The sequence below is a fragment of the Natrinema sp. DC36 genome, from assembly GCF_020405225.1.
Lineage (GTDB): Archaea > Halobacteriota > Halobacteria > Halobacteriales > Natrialbaceae > Natrinema.
The window spans coordinates 2,774,396-2,794,500 of the sequence record NZ_CP084472.1; the positions used below are offsets into that span (position 1 = coordinate 2,774,396).

Consider the following 20,105-nt stretch of genomic DNA (forward strand, 5'->3'; position numbering starts at 1 on the left):
AACACATGACCCGGGGGTGTGTCAGGAACGGTATGTTCGAGAAGTCGACGTGGATCCGCCTGCCGCGAAACGTCGTCGTCGGCCACGGCGTTCGCGACGAGGTCCTCGACGTGATCGACGACCTCCACTTGCAGGGACGGCCGCTGTTCGTCACGAGTCCAACGCCTCGAAAGGTCGCCGCGGACCCCATCGCGGCCGACTTCGAGGCCGCCGGAATCGAGCCCGCGATCGTCACAATCGAGAGAGCGACCTTCGAGGCCGTCGAACGGGTGATCGAGGTCGCCGAGACCGAGGACGTCTCCTATCTGGTCGGCATCGGCGGCGGAAAGGCCATCGATATCGCGAAACTGGCCAGTCATCACCTCGAGATGGGCTTCCTCTCCGTACCGACGGCGGCCAGCCACGACGGGATCGTCAGCAATCGCGGCTCCGTCCCGGACGGAGATTCCCGCCACAGCGTCGCCGCGGAGCCGCCGCTCGCGGTCGTCGCCGACACCGGAATTCTCGCCGAGGCGCCGTGGGAGCTGACGACCGCCGGCTGCGCCGACATCATTTCCAACTACACCGCCGTGATGGACTGGCGGCTCGCTCAGCGGCTCAAAGACGTCGAGTACTCCGAGTACGCCGCCGCACTTTCGGAGATGACCGCCGAAATCCTCGTCGACAACGCCGATCTCATCCGGCCGGGGCTCGAGGAATCGGCCTGGGTCGTCACCAAGGCGCTCATGTCCTCGGGCGTCGCGATGAGCATCGCCGGCTCCTCGCGGCCGGCCAGCGGCGCGGAACACCTCTTTTCGCACCAGCTCGACCGGCTGGCCCCCGACGCGGCCCTCCACGGCCATCAGGTCGGCGTCGGCTCGATCATGACCGCCTACCTTCACCAGGGAGAGGACGGTATCTGGCGCGACATTCGCGACGCGCTCTCGAGCATCGACGCGCCGACGACCGCGGCCGAACTGGGAATCGACGACGAGACCGTTATCGAGGCGTTGACGACCTGCCACGAGATCCGTGACCGGTACACCATTCTCGGCAACGGGATGAACGAGCGAGCCGCTCGAGATGTAGCGCGAAAAACGGGAATCATCGACTGATCAGCGACGGCGGTCGCGGTCGTCGGCGCGAACCGTTCGTTAGCCGAGATCCGTTCGCCGGAACTGCCACGCGCCCAGTAACAGCGGAACGACGATCCAGCCGGCGAGGATCACGAGCATGAACCAGCCCTGAATGTAGAACGGATCGCTACTGGCCGTGGTGGCCTGCAGGGCGGTGAAATCGTCCGGAAAGACGAGTTTCATCCCGTTGAGGTAGGCCCCGGTCGGGCTGAGGCTGAAGATGAGGTCTAGCAGGGCGTCGCTGTAATCGACGCCGAGTTCCTCGAAGACGAACTCGGCCATCCGGACGGGGCTGACCGGCAGGAAGTTCCACGCGAGGTTGAACACGAAGAAGAAGCCGATCGCACCGCTCATCGCCCGCGAGCGACTCGCGGTGGCCGCCGAGATTGCGACGGCGACGGCGACGTACGCCAGCGCGTACAGCAGCGTCAGCGCGACGAAGGCGGCGTAGCCGTCGTACTCGAGGGTCATATCCGGAACGAGGACCTGTGCGGCGACGATCCCGACGGCGAACGCGATCAGCAGCGACGCCGCGACGACGCCGGTGCGGGCCAGTAGTTTGCCGACGACCACGTCCGACCGCGAGACCGGGAGGCTCAGCTGATAGCGGATGCTGCCCGACTCGCGCTCGCCGGCGATCGAGAGGTACGCCGCGACGATCGCGACCAGCGGGATGACCAGCGCCCCGCCGATCCCGGCCAGGCTCCACAGGACCATGTAGAAGTCCGGCTCCGGGCGGCTGCTCTGGCCCCAGTAGAAGACGAGCATGAACAGGGCGTACAGCAGGGCGGGGATCCAGACGAGTTTGGCTCGTCGGACGTCCAAGAAGTCCCGCTTGGCGACGGAGAGCGCGCTCATGCGGACACCTCCCGTTCCCGTCGCTCCTCGGCCGGCGCGACCGATCCCTCGCCCGCGCTCTCGGCCCCGGTGTACTGGTTGAACAGTTCTTCGAGCGAGGTGTCCGTCGAGAGGATATCGGTCACGGTCGCCCGCTCGTCGATGTGGCGGACGACGTCGACCTTGACGGCGGGGTCGTCACAGACCGCAGTGACGGTATCGTCGTCCGCGGTAACCCGCTGTACCCCCTCGATCGAGCCGACGTCGAGGGCGGCCGGATCGGCCGTCGAGGCGAGTTCGACGTCGATCGTCGCCGCGCCGGTCGACTCGTCCCGGAGGTTCTCGATGCTGTCGAGGGCGACGAGTCGGCCCTCGTTCATGATGCCGACGCGATCACAGACCGCCTCGACCTCAGAGAGGATGTGACTCGAGAAGAAGACGGTCGTCCCCGAGTCGGCCTCCGTTCGCAGCAGTTCCCGCATGTCTTGGATCCCCGTCGGGTCGAGTCCGGAGGAGGGCTCGTCGAGGAGCAGCAGGTCGGGATCGCCGACCAGCGCCATCCCGAGACCGAGCCGCTGGCGCATCCCCTTCGAGAAGCCGCCGGCCGCCCGGTCGGCGTCCTCGAGGATCCCGACGCGCTCTAACAGCGCGTCGATGTCGGTGTCGACGCCCTTGGTATCGGCGACCCACTCGACGTGCTCGCGGGCGGTCAGGCGCTCGTAGAGGGTCGCGCCCTCCGGGAGGACGCCGATCCGCTCGCGGATCTCCCCGGTTTCGTCCTGTGCGTCGTACCCCAGCACCGTCGCGCTCCCGTCGGTGGGCCGGACGAAGTCCAGTAACATGTTGATCGTCGTCGACTTCCCGGCACCGTTCGGACCGAGGAAGCCGAAGATCTCTCCCTCCTCGACGGACAGGTTGAGGTCGTCGACGGCGAGGACCGATTCACCGTACCGCTTGGTGAGCGAGGTCGTTTCGATGGCGGCCATACCCGATAGTCTACGACACTGTCATGTATATGTTTTGTAATAAGTTCGCGAACGGGTTCGACGGCGAGGGATCGATCAGACGTGTTCGTCGAGGAAGTCCGCGATCTCGGAGTAGGCCTCGATGCGGTTCTCGAGCTTCGAAAAACCGTGCCCCTCGTCTTCGAAGATGAGCTTTCGGACCGGGACGCCCTGTTCGGCCGCTTTCTCGGCGATCTGTTCGGCCTCGCCGACCGGGACGCGAGGATCGTTCTCGCCGTGGAGAACGAACAGCGGGGCCTCGATCCGCTCGACATTGTTGATCGGGGAGATTTCCTCGAGGAACTCGCGATCCTCCGCGAGCGAGCCGTACTCGGCCTCGCGGAGTTCGCGCCGCCAGTCGCCGGTGTTCTCGAGGAACGTGACGAAATTCGCGATGCCGACCACGTCGACGCCGGCGGCCCAGAGGTCGGGGTACTCGGTCAGCGCGGCCAGCACCATAAAGCCGCCGTAGGAGCCGCCCTTGGCGGCGATCCGATCGGGGTCGATCGCGGGATGATCCTGAAGCCACTCGACGCAGGCTCGAATGTCGGCGACCGAGTCCATCCGCTTTTCGACGTCGTCGAGGGCGGCGTACTCGGCACCATAACCCGACGAGCCGCGGACGTTCGGCTCGAAGTAGGCGTAGCCCCGGTCGAGGAAGTACTGCTTGACGCTCGAGAAGGAGGGACGACGCTGACTCTCGGGGCCGCCGTGGATGTCGACGATGACGGGCGTTTCGCCGTTCTCGTTGGTGTCCGGTAACGTGAGGAAACCCGGTACCTCGAGTCCATCAAAGCTCTCCACGTCGACCAGATCGGAGTCGTCGAACGATTCCGGGGGAATGCCGGCGGTCGGCGCGCTGGTCCACTGCTCAGTCTCACCGCTCTCGAGATCGACCACGAAGACGTTCGTGTTGACCGCGTCGCCGGTGGTCGACAGCGCGAACCGTTCCGCGTCGGGGTCGAAGCTCACGCCACCGGAGATGCCGCCCGGCAGGTCGGGTTGGGGGAACCTCTCGAACGCGGTCGGCTCGTCGGCGTCGAACTCGCCGACGGTCAGTTCGGTGTAGCCCTCGACGTTCTGCGAGCAGACGAACCGGCCGGTCTCGTCGTCGAGCGCGATACCGCCGACGTTCCATCCGTCCCCGTCGATGACGGTTTCAAGCTCCTTTCGCTCTCCGTCGAGGTAGGCCAGATAGAGCGTGTCGGCCTCGCCCTCGTCGGTAACGAGGTAGATCCCCTCGCCGTCGGGCCCCCAGCTGGCGCTCTGGTAGCGAACGTCGCCCTCGTGGGGCGTGAGGTGCTCGAGTTCTCGCTCGTCGGCTTCGAGATCGAGCACGTACAGGTCCTGATCGAAGTTGGAGTAGGCCTGCGAGACGAGCAGGCGGGAGTCGTCGGGGCTCCAGCCGGCCAGCGAGAGCCAGCCGTCGCCCTCGCAGACGAGGGTCGCATCGTCTCCCCGCTCGTCGCGCTCTTGCACGTAGACGTCGAAGACGGACTCGTCGCGGCGGTTCGAGGTGAACGCGAATCGCTCACCGTCGTGGCTCCAGCCCCCCCATCGGTGTTTGGCGTCGGGCATCGCCGTCAGATTCTCGATCTCGCCCGTCTCGGCGTCGAGCCGAAACAGCTGGGCTCGCTCGTTGCCGCCCTCGTCCATCCCGAAGATCAGCTCCGGCCGCTCGGGCGACCACGAGGCGAAGGTCACCCGCTCGTCGTAGAACGTTCGCTGTTCCGGCCAGGATCGGGCGTTCTCGAGCGTCCAGATCTGTGGCGTGCCGGTCGTGTTCATCAGGAAAGAGAGGCGGTCGCCGTCGGGACCGAACGACGCGCCGTAGGCGCTGCGGACGTTGAGATAGCGCTCGATATCGTAGCTTCCCATGGCAGGGCCGTACGGACTCGAGCGGGTAGTCGTTTCGGTCAGGGCGGACTCGATTCGTTCGGGACGGACTCGATGCGGCGAACACACCCCGGTAAGGGGCGGTTATCCCCACTCGTCACCGGCCGCGATGAGTCGAGCACTCGAGCGACGAGCACCCGGTGGGCTGCCGTGACGACGGCTCGCTCCGCTGATGGCTGCGCTTAACAATACCGTTTCCCGTGCCGAACACGGTCGATGGCAGGTGAGACCGACTCGTCGTCGATCGGGACCGTCCTCGTGACGACCGTGATCATCCTCGCAGCGTTCGGGCTGACCGTCGCGGCCGTCGGCCCGGAGCTGTTCGTGGGCGAGTTGGATGAAACGCCCGAAGCCGACGGCGAAACGGAACCGCTGGGGGGACAGGATACCGAGAGCGACGAGACGGGAGCTGACGACTCCGAGGACGAGAGCGGAGATTCCGGGGATAGCGAATCGGCGGACGATTCGCCCGAGGAAGGCGGAACTGAGGGTAGTGACGACGGGACCGACGGTGGGGACGAGATCAACGAAAGCGACGAGGCCGACGATGACGAAACGGACGATGGCAACGAGACCGAGAGCGACGAGACTGAAGACGGAGACGAGACCGAGGGCGACGAGTCCGTGGGTGACGAAACCGAAGACGAAGCGCGGGAGGTCGAGGACGGTGACGACACGGACGAAGAGACCGTCGACGATCCGGAATCGGGAACGAGTGAGGACGAGAGCGACGACGATACGGCGACCGAAGACGGCGACGATGGTGGCAGTGACAGCGAATCGGCCGCCGACGGTGACGAGACCGACGACGGCACGAGCGACGGCGACGGTACGGACGGCGACAGTACGGACGACGACGATTCGGACGACACCGACGGCGGCTTCTTCGAGGGGGTCGGGTCGTTCTTCGAGGACCTTCTTCCCGGCGACGAGAGCGATGAGAGCGACGAGTGATCGATTCGGTCCCGAATCCGTCTAGCGCGGCCGAAAACGGCCACCGATCGTCACCTGTCCTCGGTTTCAGGCGGCGATTTCGGACGAAACTGCGACCCTCGAGCCGACGAATCGGACGAAAAAAGTGACTTTATAGCCCGGGGCTACGTGGCGGCCGAATATGCGAATCGCGTTCGTCTCGTTCGAAACGGTCTATCACCGCGATACCGAGACGAACCAGCGCTTTCGAACCGTCTGCGAGCTGTTCGCGGCACGCGGCCACGACGTCCACTGTTACTGCGCCGGGTTCTGGGCCGGCGAGGAGTCCGCATTCGAGCGCAACGGCGTCACCTATCACGCGGTCTCGAGCGGCACCGAGGCCCGGAGCTCGTTCCTCCTGCGGCTGCCGTTCGTCCTCGCGGCCGCGAGTCCGGACGTGATCCACGCCAGCGCACAGCCGTCGAGTCAAGTGCTCGCGGCCAGTTGGGGATCGACGCTCGCTCGCGCGCCGCTCGTCCTCGAGTGGTACGGCGACGACGGCGTGAGCGACACGCGATGGACCCGTCTGGCGACGGGCCGACCGGGTCGGATCGTCACGCCCTCCGAACTCGTCGGGACGTGGGTCCGAGAGATCGGAGCCGACGGTGATATCGTCGAAACCGTCCCGAACCCGATCGATTGCGACCGAATTCAGCGCGTTGAGCCGGGCGAGGACGTCGACGTGATCTACGCCCGCAGACTCGACGAGGGGGCCAACCTCGAGAGCCTGCTGTTGGGACTGGCCGAACTCCGCGGCCGCGACTGGCAGGCCAACGTCATCGGCGACGGCCCCGAACGGGAGACCTACGAGCGCCTCGCGCGAGATCTCCGGATCGAAGAGCGCGTGACGTTCGTCGGTGAGCTCGATCTCGAGGAGCGGATCGCGGCCTACCGCGGGGCGCACGTCTTCGCCCAGACCGCAGATCACTGCGTTTTCCCGACGGAGATGCTGTGGGCGCTCGCCGCGGGCTGTGTCGGCATCGTCGAGTACCACGCGAACTCGAGCGCCCACGAACTCGTCGAAGGGTGGGACAGGGGGTTCCGGACCACCAGCGAGGACGAGCTGGCCGAAGCGATCCTCGCGGCGGGCAACCTCGAGCACCGCGCGTACGACGAGGCGTTCGCGGAGTACGATCGGTCGGCGGTGGCCGATCGGTATCTCGAGCTGTATCGAACGCTACAGGACGAACACGGTCTCCTGTAGGAGTCCATTCGTGTCGAACGCTGACGGGCGACCGTCGGACGGAGACACCTATATGTCGATTCGGGAGAACGTTCGACCATGCACGACGACTGCGAGTTCTGTCAGATCCACAGCGGTGATCGATCGGCGCGCGTGCTCTACGAAGACGAGCGAACGATCGCGTTTCTCGACCGGAATCCGGCCGCTCGCGGACACAGTCATCGTTATTCCGCGCGCCCACGAGGAGGACGTACTGACGATCGACGAATCGGTCTCGACGGCCGTCTTCAATACAGTCCGAATCGTTTCGACCGCGCTGGAGGCGGCACTCGAGCCGAGCGGGTTCAGCGTCTTTCACACCAGCGGGCCGCTAGTCGGAACCGTCGACCACGCCCACGTCCACCTCGTGCCTCGCTTCGCGGACGACGACGTGGCGCTGTCGCTGCCGCGGGATCGGCTCGATCCCGACGAGGCAACACACCTGCGGGATCGCGTTCGAGCACACCTGTGACGGAGTCGGTCACTCGAGTGCCGAACTGACGCTCGCCGCGCTCGGAGTCGACGCTCAGAGATCGAACTGCGCCGCCGCCGTCTCCATGTCCTTGTCGCCTCGGCCCGAGAGATTGACGAGGATCGTCTCGTGGTCGCCCTCCTCCGCGAGTTCGATCGCGCGAGCGATCGCGTGGCTGGACTCGAGCGCGGGGATTATTCCCTCGGTCTCGCTCAGTTCGCGGAAGGCCGCGAGCGCTTCGTCGTCGGTGACCCCCGTGTATTCACAGCGGCCGACGGCCCGGAACATGGCGTGTTCGGGGCCGACGCCGGGGTAGTCAAGCCCCGCGGACACGGAGTGAACGTCGACGTCGTCGTCGATGACGCGCGTCTTCATGCCGTGCAGGACGTCGTCCGTTCCCTTCGCGAGCGGGGCCGCGTGCCGGCTCGAGTCCGATCCCTCCCCGCCGCCCTCGGCGCCGTAGAAGTCGACGGGATCCTCTCGGAAGGCGTGGAAGAGGCCGATCGCGTTCGAGCCGCCGCCGACGCAGGCGACCGCCGCGTCGGGGAGGTCGCCGGTTCGCTCCCGAATCTGTTCGCGGGCCTCCCGGCCGATGACGCTCTGGAAGTCCCGGACCATCCGCGGGAACGGATCGGGACCCACGACGCTGCCCACCAGGTAGTGGGTGTCGTCGACGTTTTCGGCGAAGTCCTCGAGCGCGGCGTCGACGGCGTCCGCGAGACCCTCGTCGCCCCGGGTGACTTCGTTGACCTCGGCACCCATCAGTCGCATCCGGAAGACGTTCATCTCCTGGCGTTCGATGTCCTTTTTCCCCATGTAGATCTCCGTCTCGAGGCCCAACAGCGCGCCGACCATCGCGGTCGCGGTGCCGTGCTGGCCGGCACCGGTCTCGGCGATCAGCCGCTCCCGGCCGGCCCGTTTGGCGAGCAGGGCCTGCCCGAGACAGTTGTTGATCTTGTGCGCACCGCCGTGGAGCAGGTCCTCGCGCTTGAGGTAGATCTCGGCGTCGTAGCGATCGCTCAGGTTTCGCGCGTAGTACAGCGGCGTCGGCCGGCCGGCGAACTCCTCGAGCAGACCGCGCAACTCGGACCGGAACTCGTCGGTGTTCGCGACGTCGTCGTACGCCGCGGCGAGTTGCTCGAGCGGCTCTCGAAGCGGTTCCGGCACGTGTCGACCCCCGTATCCATCGAATTCTCCGTTTTCCATGCTGATTGATTTCGGGCTCATCACCAAGTATGTTCCGCGGTGACGCGCGGCCTCCGCAGCCGGCGGCGGAAATATCACTACGATCGTCGACGGGACGCTGTCGGATTCGGAGCCGGCCGTCAGAACAGTACCAGCAGCGCCGTCAGCGAGAGCGCACTACTGGCGAGCAGCGCCAGCAGAACGACGAGAGCGGGCACCAATCCGGTCGCCCTGAGATTACCGAGTCGGATTTCGGTCCCCAGGCCGACGAACGCGAGCGCGAACAGCCAGTCGTAGGCGCGCTCGATCGACGCCTGCTGTGCCGCGGAGAAAAGACCGGCGCTCGCGACGAGGGCAACTGCGAAGAATCCGAGAACGAACGTCGGAAACTCGTCCCAGAGCGTCCGGAAGGACGGGCGACTGCCGCCCCCGGATCGACTGTAGTACCCCGCGTACGCGAGCACGACGACGCCGATCAGCGCGTTTCTCGAGAGCTTCGTCATCGTCGCCCACTGTCCGGCCACCTCGGAGTGAGCGAAGCCGACCGCGACGACGGGGCCCGTCGAGAACATGCTGACGCCGGCCCAGATCCCGAAGACCGTCCCCGACAGGTCCAGCAGATCGCCGACGATCGGGTAGACGACGATCGTGATCGCGTCGAACAGCAGGACCGTCGCCGCCGCGTAGGCGATCTGATCCTCGCGCGCGCTGATAGCACCGGCGACCGCGACGACCGCGGAGACGCCGCAGATGCTGGCACCGGCCGCGAGCAGCGAGCCGAGTCGCTCGGTCAATCCGAAAACGATTCGCGCGAGCAGTTCGACGAAGAGGAGCGAGAGCGCGGCCGCGACGATCACGAGGAGGAAGACTGGTCCGCCGACCGCGAGGACGGTGTCGACAGATATCGACGCGCCCATGAGGACGATGCCGGCCCCCAGCCACAGGTTGTGCGTCGCGAGACCGGGCTCGAGTCGCGTCGGGATGCCGACGACGTTCGTCGCGGCGAACCCGAGCGCGATAGCGAGGAGCAGCCGGTTGAATCCGAGCGACTGCGCGAGCGCCCGCGCCAGCAACGCGCCGAGACAGAGGGCGACGAACCCCGGCAGGAGACGACGAACGACCATCTCGTCACCGGGGGGCCTGCAGTTCGAGTGCGGCGACCAGTGCGACGATCGCTGCCCCGACGACGGTCTTCCAGCCACGTTCCGGCGCCGACCGGCGGACCGTCCCGGTGTCGACGTTCGACCGCCATCCATCGATCGCCATGTGTCCGGTCTCCGGGCGCCGCCACAGTTAACAGTTGCCGATCGGTCGGTGATTCGGGCGCACGCTTCCGGTCCGGACGGCAGAGTCATGACGGCCGTACGTAGAGATGGGAGACGGCCACAAGCGACCGGGCCCCACGATCAGTAGTGACGGACGTCCGCGATCGGTGACGGGGGCGCCGTCTCGTTCATCGAAATCGTTTATGTATCTCGTCGCCCGTAGCATGGAACATGTCTCGAGGGATCGGCTGGTTCGACGCGTTCCGCGAGGTCGCTCCCGAGTGGGCCGTCGTCCTGCTCGGAGTAGTGACCCAGCTCGGCGACGTGTGGTTTCTCGGGCTGCTCGTGGGGACACTCTACTGGCTCGCGACCGACGATCGGGCGGAGATCGCCGCCGTCTTCGGGCTGTTACTGGCCGGGCTCTCGCTCATTACGGCGCTGAAACACGTGTTCGCGCTTCCGCGGCCGGAGCGCGTACTCGTCGAGGTCGGGGCGCTCCCGGAGACGGTACATCCGCTCTATCAGGCGACGGCGACGGCGACCGGCTACGGCTTTCCGAGCGGCCACGCCGTGATGTCGACGATCGTGTACGTCAGTCTGGCCGAATACAGCTCTACCGGGACGCGCCGCCAGCGATACCTCGGTGCCGCTGGACTCGTGACGGCGGTCTGTCTCTCGCGCGTTGGCCTCGGCGTCCACTACCTCGTCGACGTCGTCGCCGGCGTCGCCGTCGGACTAACGTTTTTGCTCCTCGCGTGGGGGCTCTTGAAACGGTATTCGCTCCATCAAGGCACGCTCGGCTTCGGGATCGCGGTCGGCATCGCCGCCGTTGCGCTCGCCGTCAGTAGCGGGGACAGCGACGCCGTGCTCCTCGTCGGCGCATCGCTCGGCGCGTTCGCCGGCTGGCAACTCGCCCTCCTCGCTCGAGCGCTGGACGCCGGACACGGCCCGATCCAACGCAGCCGCGAACTCACTACGAGGGCCGTCGTCGTCGCCGCCGTGATCGCGTCACTCGTCGCCCTCTCGGGCTACTACTGGCCCGCGCTGGTGCTCGCCGGCAGCGGTGCTCTCGGAGTGATCGTCGCCGCGTTCGTCACCGCACCCGTGCTGTACCGTCTCGAACGCGTCGACAGTCTCCGAGAACGGTCGCCCTCGCGTTCGCGGTAGCCCGACCGTCACCGCTGGCCCGCGCTTCGAAGCTACTGGCACGCGCTCTGCGGATAGTGACCTGGCCCACCCCTGGGAAGCGAATCACTCGAGAAAGCCGCGATCAACCGCTCGAGCGGCGACCAGCACCGCTGGCACCAGTCGCGGCCGCGAGAGGCGGTTACCGCTCGCTGTCGTCCGACTCCGCCGCGTCCGCGCCGTCAGTCTCGTCCGTTTCCGAGTCCGACTCGTCCGCATCCGGCGGATCGACCTTCATGTGGGAGGCGTCGTCCGCGGGGCTCTCCTCCGGTTCGGTGTCCGCAGTCTGTGTCGGCTGCGCCTGCGTGGGATCCGGCCCCGTCGCCTCGCTGGTCTCGTCGGCCATCGCCGAGTCGGAGACATCGACCTCGACCCCGTCGGTATCGGTCTCGCGTCGGGGCTCTTCCTCGTCCGCCCCGAGGTCGGGTCGAGACCGGGACTCGTCCTCGTCGGGCGCGTCGGTGAAATCGACCTCGGAACTCGACTCTTCCGTATCGTCGATCCCCGGTTCCGCCGAGATTTCGCCGTCGGACTGGATCTCGGATTCCCGTCCCGAATCGACGCGTTCGGCGGCGGCGCCGGCTTCGTCCGAGGTCTCCTTTCCGTCGGTCCCCGCTTCGACATCCGGCACGCCGGTCTCGCTCCCGGACCCGCCGCTCGAGCGGCGGTTGCTGAGCCCGAAACCGACGAGCCCGGTGCCGACGATGGCGAGCGGAATCGCCCGCCGTCGCTTCGCGGCCATCGATCGGATCGCAGCCACTAGCGCGAGTCCGCCGCCGATCAGCGGGAGCGTCCCGCTCTCGAGCGCGTCGGCCGCCGCCGAGGCGGCATCGCCGACCGGGGAATCCAGTTCCTCGAGATCCTCGACGTCGTCGATGTCATCAAACGCGTCCATCAAATCGTCCGTCGCCGCGTCGTTTTCGTGATTTGTAGTCATCGGAAAGCCTCCGAGCGACAATGCTGGTGAGCCTCGATCGGTACATCGGCTCGCTGGCAGGCCGCTAGCCAGCCGGCGAGCCGCGGGTCACCAGTGATCCGCTCACGATACCTACGGTGTCCGATCGGATGAATATTCGACCGGCAGATGAATACCCGCGTCGGGAGCGGTACTCTGCCCAGCGGGCAGCGGCGATATCGATCACGGCCGAAATCGACGGTTTCACCCGAAAAGCGGGCCGATATCTGCGAATATACCCCTGCATACTCCAGCCCGGTGACCTTCCCTGCTTGCCGTTGAGTAGTCATCCATGTCGGACTCTAACGGACGTGATGCCGAGTCACATAGCACTGTGCGGAACGTCGTCCTCGTCGTTCTCGATACGGCCCGGGCGAAAAGCGTCGGAATGCAGCTGCTTCCGACCGATCGCCCCGATGCCGATACCGAGGACGGCGTAGCCGGCAGCGAGGCGGCCACGACCGAAGCCGATTCCGCCGGCGCACACCCGACGCCGACGCTAACGCGGCTGGCCGACGAGGGATCCGCGTTCGAGAACGCGTTCGCGACCGCACCCTGGACGCTCCCCTCTCACGCGTCGTTTTTCACCGGGACGTACCCTTCAGAACACGGCACGCACGGCGGCCACACGTATCTCGACGACGAGCTTCGAACCCTCCCCGAGGCCTTCGCCGACGCGGGGTTTCAGACGATCGGCGTCTCGAACAACACCTGGATCACCGAGGAGTTCGGCTTCGACCGCGGATTCGAAGACCTTCGCAAGGGCTGGCAGTACATCCAGTCCGACGCCGACATGGGCGCGGTCGTCCGCGGCGAGGACTTCCGGGAGAAACTGACCGCGACCCGCAACCGGCTCTTCGACGGCAACCCGGTCGTGAACGCCGCAAACATCCTCTACAGCGAACTCCTGCAGCCCGCCGGCGACGACGGCGCCGACCGAGCGACCGACTGGATCGCCGACTGGCTCGAGAGTCGCGACGACGACCGGCCGTTCTTCCTGTTCTGTAACTTCATCGAGCCCCACGTCCAGTACGATCCGCCAAGGGAGTACGCCGAACAGTTCCTCCCCCGCGGTGCCAGCTACGAGGAAGCGACCGCGATCAGACAAGATCCCCGCGCCTACGACTGCGAGGACTACGACATCTCAGACCACGAATTCGCCCTCCTCCGCGGTCTGTATCGGGCGGAACTCGCCTACGTCGACCAGCAGGTCGGGCAGCTTCGAACCGCGCTCGAGGAGAGCGGCGAGTGGGAGGACACCCTCTTCGTCGTCTGTGGCGACCACGGCGAACACATCGGCGAACACGGCTTCTTCGGCCACCAGTACAACCTCTACGACACCCTGCTCAACGTCCCGCTCGTGTTCCACGGCGGCCCCTTCACTGGCGACCACCGCGCCGGCGGCGGTCGACGACAAGAGCTCGTTCAACTGCTCGACCTCCCGGCCACGCTGCTCGAGACGGCCGGCATCGACGACCCCGAGCTCCGCGAGCAGTGGTCGAGTCGATCGCTCCATCCCGATTCGGCCGCCGAGCCCCGCGACGCCGTCTTCGCCGAGTACGTCGCCCCCCAGCCCTCGATCGAGCGCCTCGAGGCCCGCTTCGGTGATATTCCGGATCGCGTCCGGGCGTTCGATCGGCGGCTGCGGGCGGTCCGCACGGCCGAGTACAAGTACGTCCGCGGCGACGACGGCTTCGAGCGCTGCCACCGCGTCCGGACCGACCCGCTCGAGCGAACCGATATCAGCGACGACGAGCCCCAGCGCGTGCAAGCGCTTCGCCGGCGGCTCGAGGAGCGCTTCGAGCCGCTCGAGGAGACCGACGGGTTGGCGGATGACTCATCGGAGGACGGCGCGTCGGAAGAGGTCGAGATGCGAGCGGGGACGAAAGAGCGACTCGCGGATCTCGGCTATCTCTGACGGAGTGCGTGGCAGTATGTGTCGTACTCGGACAGTTCCGAAGTCGAGAAGCTCTTTGAAGCGTGCTGATAGGAAGATGGGTTTCAGCAACGGGACCGTGACTATCAAACGCACAACTGTACACCCGGACCCGTTTCCGACCGTCGTCGGAACGTGGGCCCGTGTCCTCCGCTTCACCTCCCGAAACGACGTCGTTCCCGTACCCGACGCAGGTCGTCTACGACGGGCGGGCCGACGAGTTGCGCGTCGCCGTCGACGTCGCTCCGACGGCCCGCGAGGACGTGACGGTCGAGGCCGGCGCGCGTCGCCTCCGGATCGCGGTCACTCGAGACGGCACCCTCGCCGAGCGAACCGTCACGCCCCTTCCCGCCGGCCACGTCTTCGGCGACGATCGCGAGGCCGTCTACAATCACGGCGTTCTCAGCGTGACCCTCGAGACCGTCGAACGCTGGCGGTAGTCGGAGCCCGAACGGCCGTCCCCGCCGGTATTCGCTTGCCCCCGTTTGATTCCGCGGCCCGTCGAACGGCCTGTTACGTAATGAGCGACGACTATAGTAGCCACTGAAACGGTTTCGCGGACGATCTCGAGGTCGACGAACGGGGCAGTTCGACCGAGAGACGCCGTCGCCGCCTGCCTGCAGCACGCTTTTGCTCGCCAGTCGGATAGGGAGACCTACGCTGCGAGATTCGATCATGGCCACCCACGATTCGAGCGCCGGCGACGGCTTCGTCCCCTTCTTTCGCCGCTACGCGAAGTCGTGGGTTCACGCGGTCGCGGCGGCCGGCATGACCGCCTTCGGGACGCTGACGATCGTTCACCGCGGGTTCGCCGTGCTCGCGCTCGCCTCCTACGTCGTGCCGCCGATCCTGCTGTACGTGCTGCGGACGCCGATCGAGGGATCCGACGGGGACACCGCAACCGATCGCCAGCGTGACGCGGCAGCCGCGGATCGCGCGACGGATTCGGGATCCGAACCGCTCGAGCGTGCCGAAACCGAAGGCGACACCGAGGCAGCGTCCTTCACTGAGCCCGAGAGCAAGGGGGGCACCGAACCCGGCCGCGCACCCGGCAGCGCTACTACTGTTTCGAAGGAACAGCGTCGCGACGCCGACCCGGCGGCTGACCGCGAGACCGCAGCCGACCGAGCGCCCCAGGCCGAGCGATCTCGGCGCTGGGAACTCGTCGACGTCCCGACCGAGACGACGCTCCGGGACGTCTGCGTCACCGAGACGGGCGCGGTCTACGCCGTGGGTGACGACGGGCAGGTCCTCGCCGCGGGACCGACCGACGGTACCGACGCCGAACGAGCGTGGACGATCGCCCTCGAGGACGGCCCGGCCGCCGAGGGCGAGAACCTCAGCGGCGTCGACGCGACCGCGGGGGGAGCGGCCATCTGGATCGCGGGCGATAGCGGCGCGGTCGGCCGGCTCGAGACCGATACCCGACGTCACACCGACTATTCGGCTCCGGCGGGGATCACGGATAACTGGCCGGGAGTCGCCGTCGCCGGCCCGAGCGGCGACGAGACGGTACTGCTGATCAACGGCTCCGGCGACGTTCTCCGCGGCCGCTATCGCGACGGCGACCTCTCGTGGAACGAGCCCGTCACGCCCGGCAGCGGCTCGAGCCTGAGCGGAATCGCCCTCGCCGACGCGTCGATCGGCTACTGCTGCGATACGAACGATGCCGTCTTCGAGACGACCGACGGCGGCGATTCATTCGATCGCATCGGGCCCGTCGGGGCCGGCGGGACGCTCGAGAACCTCGCGACGCTGGGTCGGGGCGACTGCCTGGTGAGCGCCGATGACGGCGTCGTCCACCGCTACGGCGGCTCGACGTGGACGCCCGAGCGGGTCGGCGAGGAAGCCATCTGTGGCATCGCTCGCCGCGAGCGGGAAACGATCGTCTGCGACGCGGACGGAGTGATCCACGAGCGGACCGAGGCCGAGTGGGAACAGGTCGACACACGCGCACCAGAGTCGCTGCTGGCCGTCTCGGTCGATGCGGACGGCGAACGGGCGGTCGCGGTCGGCGAGGGCGGGACTGTCGTCGAGCGTCGGTGAGACCGATTGAGTAGCGCACGATCGATCGGAGTGCGATCGACGGAACGCCGACTCTCGAGACGGACGGAGCGACGATAGTATCGAGTTCTTGACCGGTCGAGGTCCGCCGTTGATCGGCTCGAGCGGACCGATTACTAGTCGAATTATCGAGTAATTCACGACCTGTCGGATCGGCGTATTCAAGGCAAACCACCATTCCACTCCGACGGGAATAGCAGACTATCACGACCGCATTGCGGGACATCTCTCGGTTGACCTGCAGACAGCCGTGAAACGGCCACCACCATGAGTACACGCAAACGAACGGCGACGCGATACACCGTCCGCGCGTTCGAATCCGATGACCGATCGGCGTTCCTGTCGCTGTACGAATCGGTGTTCGGCCACCAGCGGAACGCGGACTGGTTTCACTGGAAGTTCGACGAGAATCCGTACGTCGATCACGTCCCGATCCTCGTGGCGAGCGAGGGCGGCGACCCCGTCGGGTTTCGGTCGTTTTTCGCCCAGGAGATGCGCATCGGTGGAGCCGTCCGGACCGCGTTCCAGCCCTGCGATACGATGGTGCACCCGGATCATCGCGGGCGCGGGCTGTTCGGTCGCATGAACGAGCGGGCCATCGAGCGCTACACCGACGGGGAGCCGTCGTTTTTCTTCAATTTCCCGAACGAGAACTCGAAGCCCGGCAACCTGGCACACGGCTGGCGCGAGATCGGGACGGTGCCGGCGTACTACCGGCCGCAAAACCCCATTAGCGTCCTCGAGGACCGGATCAACGCCGGGCCGAGGAGAGACGTCACTGATGCCCAGCCGGCTGACGACGGTCCGGCCACCGCCGTCACGGACACGCTCGAGGACGCCATTGCGACCTCCCAGCGGGCCGGCGATCGACTGCTCGTCGAATCCGACTCCGACCTCGCGGTGGAGTACTACGAGACGCCGCCGACAGAGACGCTCGCGTCGATCTATCGACGGTCGATTCCTGACGCGATCCACACGAACCGGACTGCGGCGTTCTATCGCTGGCGGTTCGACAACCCTGTACACTCGTACGTGGCCTACGTCGCCCGGCGGGACGGCGACCCGATCGCCGCACTCGTCGTCTCAAGCGCGGACGAGTACGCCCGAATCGTCGACGCGCTCCCTCGAACGATCGGATCGGAGTCCGGGGCGCTCAACCGCCTGCTCGTCTCGGCGCTCGACGACTGCGCGGACCGGAGCTACGTCGAGGCGTTCGGGGAAACGCTGCCCGCGCCGCTCCGATTCCGGTTCTATCCCGATACCCGATTGCCGCTGTCCGCGCTGATCCGTCCGACCTCCCGGACGCTCCTCGCGCGGAATCTCGGGGAGGAGGTCGACCTCGAGTCGAGTTCGATCGCGTCGTGGACGTTCTCTCGGCTCGATCTGGACACGACCTGAGCGAGGCGGGCCGCCGGGCGACGACGGGGCGGTCGGAATCGACCACCGTTATTGCCGTCGAACCCGCAGCCACTACCGTGAGCGATCGACGCGCGGGCGACGACCGGCGCAACCGCTGTCGACTGTGCGGCTCGCCGCTCTCGGAGACGACCGGCGAGTCTGCGGTGAGTGATTTCTGTTCGACCGGCTGTCGCGACGTCGCCGCCGAGTTCGGCGCGGGCGACGGTGATAGCGGGACCGACAGCGGTGACGTGGCTGACGGCGGGACGGACGACACCGATCGAGACGGCTCCGTCCGCACCTTCTTCCGAGTCGACGGAATGCACTCCGCGACCTGCGAGGCGTTCCTCGAGGCCGTCGCCGAGGACCGAGACGGCGTGAGCGACGCCGAGGCGAGTTACGTCACGGAGACGGTCCGAGTCGACCACGACCCGGAGCGGGTTTCGACGGACGCGCTCGAGGACGCGCTGAGTACGGTCGGCTACACGGCGTACCTGCGCGAGGACGCGACCGCCGACGACGAGACCGGCGGGACACGGCGCTCGCGGGAGATGTCCGGCCTCCGGAAGCGCCGTTCGGACGACATGCTCGAGATGCGGTACGTGGTCGGCGTCGTCTTCGGTTCATTCCTCCTGTTGCCGTTTCTGGCCGTCCTCTATCCGATGTTTCTGACGGATTTCACGGACTGGAGCGCGCTCTCGCAGTTCGACGACGCCTTTACCGGCTTCAGCGGCCCGATGTACATGCCCCTGTTTCTGGTGATGACGGCCGCGATCCTCTACCTGACCGGCGGGCCGCTCCTGCGGGGCGCGTACGTCAGCCTGAAACTCCGACGACCGACGACGGACCTGCTCGCGGCGCTGACGATCTGCAGCGCGTACGTCTACAGCGTCGCCGTCTCCGGACTCGGACGCAACGACCTCTACTTCGATCTAACGATCGTCGTGGCCTCGATCGTGATGGGCGCGACCTACTACGAGGCGACGGTCAAGCGCCGCGCGACGGACCGGCTGACCGACCTGACCGTCTCGCAGGTCGACACGGCCCGGCTGTACGCGTCGGACGGCTCGACGACGGAGCTGCCCGTCGCAGACCTCGAGTCCGGCGATCGGGTGCTCGTCCGCGAGGGGGAACGGGTTCCCGTCGACGGGACCCTCGCCGAGGGCGAGTGCGCGGTCGACGAGGCCGTCGTGACCGGGGAGTCGCTCCCGGTGACGAAACGCGAAGGGGACGAGGTAGTCGGCGGCTCGGTCGTCACGACCGACGCAGCAGTGGTCGACGTCGGCGAGCGGACGACCAGCAGCATCGACCGACTCACGCGGGTCGTCTGGAACGTCCAGAGCGCGGACCACGGCGTCACGCGCCGGGCCGACGAACTCGCCGCGCCGCTCGTCCCGATCGTCCTCGCCGCCGCCGTCGTCGTCGGCGCGGGATCCCTCCTCTTCGGTGCGAGCGGAATGACGGCCGCGCTGGCCGTCTGCATGACTCTCATGGTCGCGAGCCCGTGGGCGCTCGGCTTCGCGACGTCTTACTCCGTCGCGACGAGCCTCGAGGCGGCGCTCGAACGCGGAATCGTCGTCTTCGACGAGACGATCTTCGAGCGGCTGCGCGCAATCGACGTCGTCGTCTTCGACAAGACCGGAACGCTGACGACCGGCGAGATGTCCGTGCTCGAGGCCGACGCGCCCGACGACCTCCTGGCGGCCGCCGCGGCCCTCGAGCAGCGCGCGGCCCACCCGGCGGCGGCGGCGATCGCGACCGCGTTCGACGGAAGCGACGGCCGCAACGAGGAGGGTGACGCGAGCGGGTCGGCTCGCGCGGACGGCGGCGCGGCCGCGGCGGGTGACCGAGCGGTCAGTGATTTCCACACCCACGCGACCGGCGTCGAGGGAACCGTCGACGGTCGAACGGTGCTCGTCGGTCACCCCGACCTCTTCCGGGAACTCGGGTGGACGCTCGGTGACGGACTCGAGGCGCGACTCGAGCGCGCTCGAGAAGCGGGGCGGCTCCCGGTCGTCGTCGGCCGAGACGGGACGGCGGAGGGGGTCGTGATCGTCGGCGACGAACCCCGCGAGGCGTGGGAGGAGACGATCGCGGCGCTGGACGCGGACGGTATCGACGTCGTGGTCCTGACCGGCGACGACGGGACGGCTTCCGAGACTTTCGCGGAACATCCCGGCGTCGATCACGTCTTCGCCGGCGTCTCGCCCGACGGGAAAACGGCGGCCGTCAGGCGGATGAAAGGCGACAGCCGAGTCGCGATGGTCGGCGACGGGACGAACGACGCGCCCGCGCTCGCCGCGGCCGATCTGGGAATCTCGCTGGGGAGCGGCACCGCGCTCGCCGCCGACGCGGCCGACGTGGCGATCGTCGACGACGACCTCGCCGCGGTCGAGCGGGCGTTCGCGCTCGCGCGGGCCGCACGCAACCGAATCAGGCAGAACCTCGGGCTCGCGTTCGTCTACAACGCGCTCGCCATTCCCCCAGCCGTCCTCGGGATCGTGAACCCGTTGGTGACGACCGTCGCCGTCGTGGTCGGCACACTCCTCATCGTCGGGAACGCGGAGCGATCGCTCGTCGGCGACTGACCGTCACGGCC

General features: G+C 67.2%; 16 protein-coding genes and 1 pseudogene. 10 read left to right on the forward strand and 7 right to left on the reverse strand.

Translation table 11 applies throughout. The annotated features are described in order from the left end of the window. The first annotated feature begins 32 nt into the window (after nt 1-32). On the forward strand, nt 33-1,094 hold the full coding sequence (locus tag LDH74_RS14355; protein WP_226039395.1) for an NAD(P)-dependent glycerol-1-phosphate dehydrogenase: 1,062 nt from the start codon (nt 33-35) through the stop codon (nt 1,092-1,094). Between the two features lie 39 nt (nt 1,095-1,133). On the opposite strand, the gene LDH74_RS14360 is transcribed toward LDH74_RS14355, so the two are convergent. The 3 genes from LDH74_RS14360 to LDH74_RS14370 form a co-directional block, all read right to left on the reverse strand. Further along, on the reverse strand, nt 1,134-1,973 hold the full coding sequence (locus tag LDH74_RS14360) for an ABC transporter permease subunit (RefSeq protein ID WP_226039396.1): 840 nt from the start codon (nt 1,971-1,973) through the stop codon (nt 1,134-1,136). Beyond that, nucleotides 1,970-2,938: an ABC transporter ATP-binding protein gene (locus LDH74_RS14365; protein ID WP_226039397.1), complete on the reverse strand. Its 969-nt coding sequence runs from the start codon at nt 2,936-2,938 to the stop codon at nt 1,970-1,972. Before LDH74_RS14365 ends, LDH74_RS14360 begins: the two co-directional genes overlap by 4 nt. 75 nt (nt 2,939-3,013) lie before the next feature. Then, nucleotides 3,014-4,834, reverse strand: coding sequence for a S9 family peptidase (locus LDH74_RS14370; protein WP_226039398.1), 1,821 nt, complete (start codon nt 4,832-4,834; stop codon nt 3,014-3,016). Between the two features lie 234 nt (nt 4,835-5,068). Here LDH74_RS14370 and LDH74_RS14375 point away from each other — a divergent pair, with 234 nt between their 5' ends. The 3 genes and pseudogenes from LDH74_RS14375 to LDH74_RS14385 all read left to right on the forward strand — a co-directional run bounded on the left by LDH74_RS14375 (nt 5,069) and on the right by LDH74_RS14385 (nt 7,518). Further along, nucleotides 5,069-5,806: a hypothetical protein gene (locus LDH74_RS14375; RefSeq protein ID WP_226039399.1), complete on the forward strand. Its 738-nt coding sequence runs from the start codon at nt 5,069-5,071 to the stop codon at nt 5,804-5,806. A 160-nt stretch (nt 5,807-5,966) separates the two neighbouring features. Beyond that, on the forward strand, nt 5,967-7,028 hold the full coding sequence (locus LDH74_RS14380) for a glycosyltransferase (RefSeq protein ID WP_226039400.1): 1,062 nt from the start codon (nt 5,967-5,969) through the stop codon (nt 7,026-7,028). A gap of 78 nt (nt 7,029-7,106) precedes the next feature. Continuing rightward, nucleotides 7,107-7,518: pseudogene (locus tag LDH74_RS14385) on the forward strand (HIT family protein). 54 nt (nt 7,519-7,572) lie between these two features. Here LDH74_RS14385 and trpB read toward each other — a convergent pair. The 3 genes from trpB to LDH74_RS14400 form a co-directional block, all read right to left on the reverse strand. Beyond that, a complete protein-coding gene (trpB, locus tag LDH74_RS14390) occupies nt 7,573-8,724 on the reverse strand; it encodes a tryptophan synthase subunit beta (RefSeq protein ID WP_226039401.1) in 1,152 nt (383 codons plus the stop codon). A 119-nt stretch (nt 8,725-8,843) separates the two neighbouring features. Next, a complete protein-coding gene (locus LDH74_RS14395) occupies nt 8,844-9,827 on the reverse strand; it encodes a putative sulfate exporter family transporter (protein ID WP_226039402.1) in 984 nt (327 codons plus the stop codon). A 4-nt stretch (nt 9,828-9,831) separates the two neighbouring features. Further along, nucleotides 9,832-9,969: a hypothetical protein gene (locus tag LDH74_RS14400; RefSeq protein ID WP_226039403.1), complete on the reverse strand. Its 138-nt coding sequence runs from the start codon at nt 9,967-9,969 to the stop codon at nt 9,832-9,834. A gap of 230 nt (nt 9,970-10,199) precedes the next feature. Here LDH74_RS14400 and LDH74_RS14405 point away from each other — a divergent pair, with 230 nt between their 5' ends. Beyond that, nucleotides 10,200-11,135: a phosphatase PAP2 family protein gene (locus tag LDH74_RS14405; RefSeq protein WP_226039404.1), complete on the forward strand. Its 936-nt coding sequence runs from the start codon at nt 10,200-10,202 to the stop codon at nt 11,133-11,135. A 160-nt stretch (nt 11,136-11,295) separates the two neighbouring features. Here LDH74_RS14405 and LDH74_RS14410 read toward each other — a convergent pair whose 3' ends face one another. Beyond that, on the reverse strand, nt 11,296-12,090 hold the full coding sequence (locus tag LDH74_RS14410) for a hypothetical protein (protein ID WP_226039405.1): 795 nt from the start codon (nt 12,088-12,090) through the stop codon (nt 11,296-11,298). A 310-nt stretch (nt 12,091-12,400) separates the two neighbouring features. Here LDH74_RS14410 and LDH74_RS14415 point away from each other — a divergent pair, with 310 nt between their 5' ends. The 5 genes from LDH74_RS14415 (at nt 12,401) to LDH74_RS14435 (ending at nt 20,094) form a co-directional block, all read left to right on the forward strand. Continuing rightward, nucleotides 12,401-14,026: a sulfatase gene (locus LDH74_RS14415; RefSeq protein ID WP_226039406.1), complete on the forward strand. Its 1,626-nt coding sequence runs from the start codon at nt 12,401-12,403 to the stop codon at nt 14,024-14,026. A 161-nt stretch (nt 14,027-14,187) separates the two neighbouring features. Next, nucleotides 14,188-14,484 (forward strand): Hsp20/alpha crystallin family protein, encoded by a 297-nt coding sequence (locus tag LDH74_RS14420; RefSeq protein WP_226039407.1) that lies wholly within the window; start codon nt 14,188-14,190, stop codon nt 14,482-14,484. A gap of 235 nt (nt 14,485-14,719) precedes the next feature. Continuing rightward, on the forward strand, nt 14,720-16,090 hold the full coding sequence (locus tag LDH74_RS14425) for a hypothetical protein (RefSeq protein WP_226039408.1): 1,371 nt from the start codon (nt 14,720-14,722) through the stop codon (nt 16,088-16,090). Nucleotides 16,091-16,375: 285 nt separating this feature from the next. Next, on the forward strand, nt 16,376-17,506 hold the full coding sequence (locus tag LDH74_RS14430; RefSeq protein ID WP_226039409.1) for a GNAT family N-acetyltransferase: 1,131 nt from the start codon (nt 16,376-16,378) through the stop codon (nt 17,504-17,506). Between the two features lie 77 nt (nt 17,507-17,583). Further along, entirely contained in the window at nt 17,584-20,094 is a 2,511-nt protein-coding gene (locus tag LDH74_RS14435) for a heavy metal translocating P-type ATPase (RefSeq protein ID WP_226039410.1), read from the forward strand. Nucleotides 20,095-20,105: the final 11 nt, after the last annotated feature.